At 68.2% G+C, this 8,085-nt stretch carries 7 protein-coding genes; all 7 read left to right on the forward strand.

What is annotated here, in order from left to right:
* Positions 1-57: 57 nt before the first annotated feature.
* On the forward strand, positions 58-1,365 hold the full coding sequence (locus AB0I32_RS25440) for an extracellular solute-binding protein (RefSeq protein WP_357511179.1): 1,308 nt from the start codon (positions 58-60) through the stop codon (positions 1,363-1,365).
* The gene (locus AB0I32_RS25445; RefSeq protein WP_357511181.1) at positions 1,362-2,282 is read left to right on the forward strand and encodes a sugar ABC transporter permease; all 921 of its coding nucleotides are present in this window, start codon (positions 1,362-1,364) and stop codon (positions 2,280-2,282) included. The genes AB0I32_RS25440 and AB0I32_RS25445 overlap by 4 nt, the downstream gene beginning before the upstream one ends.
* Complete coding sequence (locus tag AB0I32_RS25450) at positions 2,279-3,088, forward strand: carbohydrate ABC transporter permease (RefSeq protein ID WP_357511183.1); 810 nt, start codon at positions 2,279-2,281, stop codon at positions 3,086-3,088. The genes AB0I32_RS25445 and AB0I32_RS25450 overlap by 4 nt, the downstream gene beginning before the upstream one ends.
* Before the next feature lie 219 nt (positions 3,089-3,307).
* On the forward strand, positions 3,308-4,708 hold the full coding sequence (gene tig, locus AB0I32_RS25455) for a trigger factor (protein ID WP_357511185.1): 1,401 nt from the start codon (positions 3,308-3,310) through the stop codon (positions 4,706-4,708).
* Positions 4,709-4,939: 231 nt separating this feature from the next.
* The gene (locus tag AB0I32_RS25460) at positions 4,940-5,575 is read left to right on the forward strand and encodes an ATP-dependent Clp protease proteolytic subunit (protein ID WP_357450314.1); all 636 of its coding nucleotides are present in this window, start codon (positions 4,940-4,942) and stop codon (positions 5,573-5,575) included.
* A 44-nt stretch (positions 5,576-5,619) separates the two neighbouring features.
* Complete coding sequence (locus AB0I32_RS25465) at positions 5,620-6,339, forward strand: ATP-dependent Clp protease proteolytic subunit (RefSeq protein WP_357511187.1); 720 nt, start codon at positions 5,620-5,622, stop codon at positions 6,337-6,339.
* Between the two features lie 285 nt (positions 6,340-6,624).
* Positions 6,625-7,914, forward strand: a complete 1,290-nt coding sequence (gene clpX / locus AB0I32_RS25470) for an ATP-dependent Clp protease ATP-binding subunit ClpX (RefSeq protein ID WP_116674419.1) — start codon at positions 6,625-6,627, stop codon at positions 7,912-7,914.
* Positions 7,915-8,085: the final 171 nt, after the last annotated feature.

The raw sequence follows: 8,085 nt of genomic DNA on the forward strand, positions 1-8,085 counted from the left end.
ATTTCGATACAGCGAAATTGCTTGACAGCCCGACGTCGGACCGGAAGCGTCCGGCGCATGAACCACCGAACGTCCCTCGCCGCAGGAGCCACCGCAACCCTCGTGGCCCTCACGCTCACCGCCTGCGCACCGTCGACGGGCAGCCCTGAACCCGGCGGGGCGGCGGGGGAGGGGTGCGACGGCGACGCGGTAGCGCTCGACGTGTGGTCCTGGCGCACCGAGGACGTCAAGACGTACGAGAAGATCTTCGACGTCTTCGAAGAGGCCAACCCGTGCATCACGGTGAACTTCCAGGCCCACCTCAACACCGAGTACGACCAGATCCTGCGCACCGGCCTGACCGGCTCCGACGGGCCCGACATCGCACAGGTGCGGTCCTACGGCCTGCTCCAGCCGCTCGTCGAGGGCGGCAACCTCGAGCCGCTCGAGGACCTCGTCCCTGCGCTCGGCGAGTTCGACGACGCGATCCTCGACGGCGCTCGCGGGCGCGAGGACGGCGCGGTCTACGGCGTGCCCCTGGCCTCCCAGACGATCCAGGTCTACTACAACACCGCGATCTTCGAGGAGAACGGCCTGGAGGAGCCCGAGACCTGGGACGACTTCGTGGCGATCAACGACGAGCTCCTCGGGACCTCCGTCACACCGCTCGCGGTGGGCGCGCGCGACGGATGGTTCGTGCCCACCGTGCACGACGCCCTGACGTCCGCCCAGTACGGCGGCGCGGACTTCCAGCAGGCGCTGCGCGACGGCGACACCGACTTCACCGACCCGGCGTACGTCGACTCGATCCAGACGCTCAAGGACCTGCAGAAGTACATGCCAGAGGACGTGACCGGCGTGGCGTACACCGACGCGCAGGTGCTGTTCACCTCGGAGCAGGCGGCGATGTTCGCCGGCGGCTCGTACGAGCTGGCGTTCTTCCAGGAGGCCAACCCGGACCTCGAGCTCGGTGTGTTCCAGGTGCCCCCGCCGCCCGGCGCGGCGCTGGACCACCCGGTCAGCCCCGGGTACGCGGACGGGAACTGGGGCCTGTCGGCCGCCACCGAGCACCCGGAGGAGGCAGAGACGCTGCTGAACTGGCTGGCCACGCCGGAGTTCGGGCAGCTGGTCGCCGACGAGCTCAAGCAGTTCTCGCCGATCCCCGGCGTCGAGTTCTCCGACCCGCTCCAGCAGGAGATGTGGGACCTCTACCAGGAGAACCCCGCGCCGTACCTGCTGCTCGTGGACTACCGCTACGGCGACCCCGTCGGCACCGACCTGATGGGGGAGGCGGGCCAGAAGCTGTTCCTCGGCGACGCCGACGCCGAGCAGGCCGCGGGGATCATCCAGGACGGCCTCTCGGCCTGGTGGACGCCGGGCGAGTGAGCGGCCGTCGCACAGCGGCGCTCCCCACGTCCGTCGCACTGCTCTTCCTGCTGCCCGCGGCGGCGCTGTTCGCCGTCTTCGTGCTCTACCCGATGGCGACGGCGCTCACCTACTCGCTGTTCTCCTGGCGCGGCACCGCGCAGGGCACCTTCGTGGGGCTGGACAACTTCGTCACGCTGCTGACCACCGAGCCGTACCGCAGCCAGCTCCCGCGCGCCTTCGCGCACAACGGGCTGCTGTTCGCCGGGGCCATGGTCGTGCAGAACTCCGTGGGTCTGCTGCTGGCGTACGTGCTGCACAGGCGGGAGCGGATGCGCCGGCTGTTCCAGGTGCTGTACACGATGCCGTACCTCGTCTCGCCGCTCGTGGTCGGCTACCTGTGGTCGCTGCTGCTCTCGCCGCTGTTCGGCCCGGTGAACGCCGCCCTGCGCGCCGTCGGCCTGGAGTCCGTCGCCCAGCCCTGGCTGGGCGACCCTGACACCGCCCTGTGGGTGGTCGTGCTGGTGACAGCGTGGCAGTGGGTAGGGTTCCCGCTCCTGGTCTACGGCGCAGCGCTCGGTTCGCTCGACCCCACGATGGAGGAGGCCGCGATGCTCGACGGCGCGTCCTCCCGCCAGCGGTTCTGGTACGTCACGCTGCCCATGCTGGTGCCGGTGATCGGCACGGTGAGCGTGCTGACGTTCATCTTCTCCATGGAGGCGTTCCCGATCCCGTACGCCCTCGGGGGATCCAACGGCAGCCCGGCGGGGGCCACCGACGTCATGTCGCTCCTCTTCTACCGCACCGCGTTCAGCTCGGGAGCCTCCAACGCGATAGGCGTCTCGTCGGCGGTGGCGATCCTGTTGTTCGTCGTGATCGTCGGGGTGTCGGTGCTGTTCACCCGGTGGTTCCGCCGCGTCGAACGGAGTTTGACGTGAAGCGCGCCGCGGTGCACCTGGTCCTCTGGGGCTACGCCGCGGTCGCGCTGGTGCCGCTGCTGATCATGGTGTGGAACTCGTTCCGCACCGATCAGGAGCTCGTCGCCGAGCCGCTCGGCCTGCCGGTCAGCCCCTCGCTGGACGCGTACCGCCAGGCCTGGGTGGAGGCGTCGTTCTCCACGTACTTCCTCAACTCGGTGCTCGTCACGACGGCCTCGGTGGCCCTGTCGACGGTCGTGTCGCTGCTGGCCGCCTACGCGCTGGCCCGGTCGCGCTCGCGCCTCATGGGCGTCATCGAGCAGGTGTTCGTGTCGGGCCTGATGATGCCCGTGTTCCTCATGATCGTGCCGATCTTCTACCTGCTGGACACGATCGGCCTTGCCTCGACCCGGACCGGCCTGATCCTGGTCTACGCGGCGGTGTCGATCCCGTTCTCCGTGTTCGTGCTCGCCACGTTCCTGCGCCAGCTCCCGGACGAGCTGGAGGACGCCGCCCGGATCGACGGCGCCGGACCGCTGCGCACGTTCTGGTCGGTGCTGCTGCCGCTCGTGCGCCCGGCGGTCGCGACGGTGGTGGTCTTCCGCTTCGTGCCCATCTGGAACGACTTCTTCTACCCGCTCATCCTCGTGCGCGACCGCTCGCAGTACACGCTGCCCGTCGGCCTGACCACGTTCTTCGGGGAGTACCAGACGTCGTGGTCCACCCTGTTCGCGGGCCTCGTCATCGCCACGCTGCCGCTGGTGGTCCTGTTCCTCGTGGCCACACGCCAGATAGTGGCGGGCCTGACGGCGGGGATGGGCCGCTGACGGCCGGTGGATGCCGGACGGTGTGCGGCACGCCACCGGTTTGCATTCGGCGCCCGTGGCCGTGGGGCGTACCATTGACGGGTTGCCCGTGCGTCTCTTGCACGTCGTCGTCAGCGCGGCTGACGGCGAGCAGCGGCAACTGAGCTGAGCATCCCCGCGCCACCCCGGGAAGCAGTACGCCGGCGTGCGCGCACCCCCGACATTCTGGAGACCATCGAAGTGAAGAGCGCCGTCGAGACCCTGGAGCCCACCAAGGTCAAGCTGACCGTCGAGGTGGACTACGACGAGCTCAAGCCGAGCATCGATCACGCCTACGAGCACATCGCGGAGCAGGTGAACGTCCCCGGCTTCCGCAAGGGCAAGGTGCCCCCGCGCATCATCGAGCAGCGGGTCGGCTGGGGCGCGGTGATCGAGCACGCCGTGAACGACGGGCTCTCCGGCTTCTACCGTGACGCGCTCGGCGAGACCGAGCTGCGTCCGCTCGCCCAGCCCGAGATCGACGTGACCGACGTGCCGGCCAAGGCCGGCGAGGGCCAGCTGAAGTTCACGGCAGAGGTCGAGGTGCGCCCGGAGATCGAGCTGCCCGAGCTCTCCGATGTCGAGCTGACCGTCGACTCCACCGAGGTCACCGACGAGGACGTCGCGGAGCGCATGGACGCCCTGCGGGAGCGCTTCGGCACCCTGGTCGGCGTCGACCGCCCGGCCGTGGAGGGCGACTACATCGTCATCGACCTCAAGGCCGTCATCGGTGACGAGGAGGTCGACTCCGTGTCGGGCGTCTCGTACCAGATCGGCTCCGGCAACATGCTCGAGGGCCTGGATGAGGCCCTGACCGGCCTGTCCGCCGGCGAGACCACCACCTTCAAGGCACCGCTGGCCGGCGGCGACCACGAGGGCAAGGACGCGGACGTCACCGTCACCGCGACCTCGGTCAAGCAGCGCGATCTCCCCGAGGTGGACGACGACTTCGCCCAGCTCGCCTCGGAGTTCGACACGCTCGAGGAGCTCAAGGACGACCTGAAGACCCAGGTCGCCGGCATCAAGACCTCCAACCAGGCCGTCAGCGCCCGCGACGCCCTCATGGAGAAGCTGCTGGAGACCGTCGAGGTCCCCGTGCCCACCGGTGTGGTCCAGGCCGAGGTGCACCGTCACCTCGAGTCCGAGAGCCGCCTGGAGGACGACGAGCACCGCGCCGAGGTCACCGCCGACGCGACCAAGGCGATCAAGAACCAGATCCTGCTCGACACCCTCGCCGAGAAGCTCAAGGTGCAGGTGAGCCAGGGCGAGCTCGTCGAGTACCTGGTGAGCGCCTCGCAGCAGTACGGCATGGAGCCGAGCGAGTTCATCCAGTCCCTCGAGCAGGGCGGGCAGATCCCCGCCATGGTCGGCGAGGTCGCGCGCTCGAAGGCCCTCGCGGTCGCCCTGCGCCAGATCGAGGTCAAGGACTCCGACGGCAACGTCGTCGACCTGAGCGAGTTCATCGGCTCGGAAGAGGTCGACGAGGCCCAGGCCGCGCTCGACGCGGCCGTGGCACAGGCCCAGGAGGCCGCTGACGACGAGGCGCCCGAGGCGCCTGCCGAGGGCGCTGAGCCCGAGTCGTCGAAGCCTGCGAAGGCCTGACGTACACCCGGCCCGAGAGGGCCGATGCATGACGCCCGACGGCGGTCCGCACCCTCGGCGTGAGGGTGCGGACCGCCGTCCGCGTTCCCCCCGACTTCGCCGTGGGCAGCACCGATGCGCTGTAGGCGAAACGGGCTCCGAATCAGGAGTTCCGGCGGGCGAGGGCACGTTAGGGTCGAGCGACACGACGTCGTAGGACGTGGTCCAAAGACGAGAGTCAGAACCGAGGAGATGGACGTGAACGATCTGCTGCGGATGGATGCTGGGCCGGTAGCGCGGGCGGAGGGTGCTGGTTTCGGGCTCAACGACTCCATCTACAACCGGCTGCTCAAGGAGCGCATCATCTGGCTGGGGTCGGAGGTGCGCGACGAGAACGCGAACGCGATCAGCGCGCAGATGATGCTTCTCGCGGCCGAGGACCCCGACAAGGACATCTGGCTGTACATCAACTCGCCGGGCGGCTCGATCACAGCCGGCATGGCGATCTACGACACCATGCAGTTCATCAAGCCGGACGTGGCGACCGTCGCGATGGGGATGGCCGCGTCCATGGGACAGTTCCTGCTGTCCTCCGGCACGAAGGGCAAGCGCTACATCACGCCGCACGCCCGCGTGCTCATGCACCAGCCGTCGGGCGGCATCGGCGGCACGGCGACCGACGTCCGGATCGGCGCGCAGCTCATCATGCACATGAAGAAGGTGCTCGCCGAGCTGACGTCCGAGCAGACCGGGCAGCCGATCGAGAAGATCATCAAGGACAACGACCGCGACAACTGGTTCACGGCCGCCGAGGCGCTGGAGTACGGCTTCGTCGACCACGTCGTCGAGAGCGCTGCGCTTGCCGGCGGCGGCGGTATGGCCAGCTGACCGCCCGGAAACTCATCAAGACCTGATCGACGAGGAGATCCATCGTGAGTCCTGAAGCCCAGTTCATCGCAGCCGCAGAGCGCCTTGCCGGTACACGCGCCCACCCGGTCGCGGGGCTGCCCTTTGCTACCGCTGGCGCCACGCCGTCCGCCCGCTACGTGCTCCCGCAGTTCGAGGAGCGCACCGCGTACGGCTTCAAGCGCCAGGACCCGTACACCAAGCTGTTCGAGGACCGCATCATCTTCCTGGGTGTCCAGGTCGACGACGCGTCCGCCGACGACGTCATGGCCCAGCTGCTGGTCCTGGAGACCCAGGACCCGGACCGTGACATCTCGATCTACATCAACTCGCCGGGTGGCTCGTTCACGGCCATGACGGCGCTGTACGACACCATGCAGTTCATCAAGCCGCAGATCCAGACCACCTGCCTGGGGCAGGCGGCGTCCGCCGCCGCGGTCCTGCTGGCCGCCGGTCAGCCGGGCAAGCGTCTCGCACTCCCGAACTCGCGCGTGCTGATCCACCAGCCCGCGATGGAGGGTGGCGGCTACGCGCAGGCCTCGGACATCGAGATCCACGCGAACGAGCTCATCCGCATGCGCGAGTGGCTCGAGCTGACGCTGGCGACGCACAGCGGCAAGTCGCAGGAGCAGGTGCGCAACGACATCGAGCGCGACAAGATCCTCACCGCCGCCCAGGCGAAGGAGTACGGTCTGGTCGACGAGGTGCTCCAGTCGCGCAAGCCTGTCACGGTCGTGACGAACTGATCTCTCCGGTCAGTTCCGTCGAGACCGCTTCCCGACGCCGGGGCGTGCCACCAATAGCGGTGGACGACGAGCCCCGGCGTCGGGCATGGTGGGACACGCTGCACAGAACATGACAAAATTGTCATGATGTGGTGAATATCGGTCGTGCGACCCGCCGGGCCGCCGGGCTGACAACGAGCCACCGGTGGTGTGGAATGGATCTAAGACCGCTCGACGTTGCGGATCTGCTGGGTCAACCGGCCTGTGCGGGACTCCGTGAGGGTGCACAAGGCGAGGAGACAGGTAGTGGTGCGAATCGGTGACGGCGCGGAACTGCTGAAGTGCAACTTCTGCGGCAAGTCGCAGAAGCAGGTGAAGAAGCTGATCGCCGGGCCCGGCGTGTACATCTGCGACGAGTGCATCGAGCTGTGCAACGAGATCATCGAGGAAGAGCTCGGTGAGGCAGCCGAGCTCGGGCTGACAGAGCTTCCCAAGCCGCGCGAGATCTTCGACTTCCTCGAGCAGTACATCATTGGCCAGGACCCCGCCAAGCGCGCCCTGGCCGTTGCTGTCTACAACCATTACAAGCGCATCCAGGCAGGCGAGGCCGGCCGGTCGATCAACCCGGACGAGCAGGACCAGGTCGAGATCGCGAAGTCCAACATCCTGCTCATCGGCCCGACGGGCACGGGCAAGACCTATCTGGCGCAGACGCTCGCCAAGATGCTCAACGTGCCCTTCGCCATCGCCGACGCGACCGCTCTCACCGAGGCCGGCTACGTGGGCGAGGACGTCGAGAACATCCTGCTGAAGCTCATCCAGGCAGCGGACTACGACGTCAAGAAGGCCGAGACGGGCATCATCTACATCGACGAGGTCGACAAGGTGGCCCGCAAGGCCGAGAACCCGTCGATCACGCGCGACGTGTCCGGTGAGGGCGTGCAGCAGGCACTCCTGAAGATCATCGAGGGCACCACCGCATCGGTGCCGCCGCAGGGCGGGCGCAAGCACCCGCACCAGGAGTTCATCCAGATCGACACGACGAACGTGCTGTTCATCGTGGCCGGCGCCTTCGCAGGGCTGGACGACATCGTCGCCGCCCGGTCCCGCAAGCGCGGCATCGGGTTCAGCGCCCCCATGGAGTCGATAGTCCCCGACGCGGACCTGTTCGCCGAGGTGCGACCCGAGGACCTGCAGAAGTACGGGCTGATCCCCGAGTTCATCGGCCGGCTGCCCGTCATCGCCTCCGTCTCGCCGCTCGACCGCGACGCGCTGGTGCGGATCCTCACGGAGCCCAAGAACGCGCTCGTGAAGCAATACCAGCGCATGTTCCAGATCGACGGCGTCGAGCTCGAGTTCGACGAGCCGGCAGTGGGCGCCATCGCCGAGCAGGCGCTGCTGCGGGGCACCGGGGCGCGCGGCCTGCGCGCCATCATGGAAGAGGTGCTCCAGCAGGTCATGTTCGACGTGCCGAGCCGTGACGACGTCGAGCGTGTGCTCATCACACGCGCCGTGGTGCTCGACAACGTGAATCCGACCGTGGTGCCGCGCAAGAGCCCCGTACGGGGCCGTCAGCCGCGCGAGAAGAGCGCGTAGCGCGGCTCACTCCTCGGCCTCGCCCGGGTTGTCGAAGTAGAGCGCCTGTCCAGTTCTCCCGCGGTCACCACGGGAGCGAAGCGTCATCGGCAGGAACATCCTGCGGTCAGCTCGCCGCAAACTGGGCAAGGACCCGCACGCCGACGCCGATCGCGCGCTCGTCCACCACGA

Source organism: Promicromonospora sp. NPDC050249 (assembly GCF_040656015.1).
Classification (GTDB): Bacteria; Actinomycetota; Actinomycetes; order Actinomycetales; family Cellulomonadaceae; genus Promicromonospora.

Bases quoted from the DNA above. Each gene is read 5' to 3' on its own strand.
- AB0I32_RS25440 (WP_357511179.1), top strand. From the start codon at position 58: ATGAACCACCGAACGTCCCTCGCCGCAGGAGCCACCGCAACCCTCGTG.
- AB0I32_RS25460 (WP_357450314.1), top strand. From the start codon at position 4,940: ATGGACGTGAACGATCTGCTGCGGATGGATGCTGGGCCGGTAGCGCGG.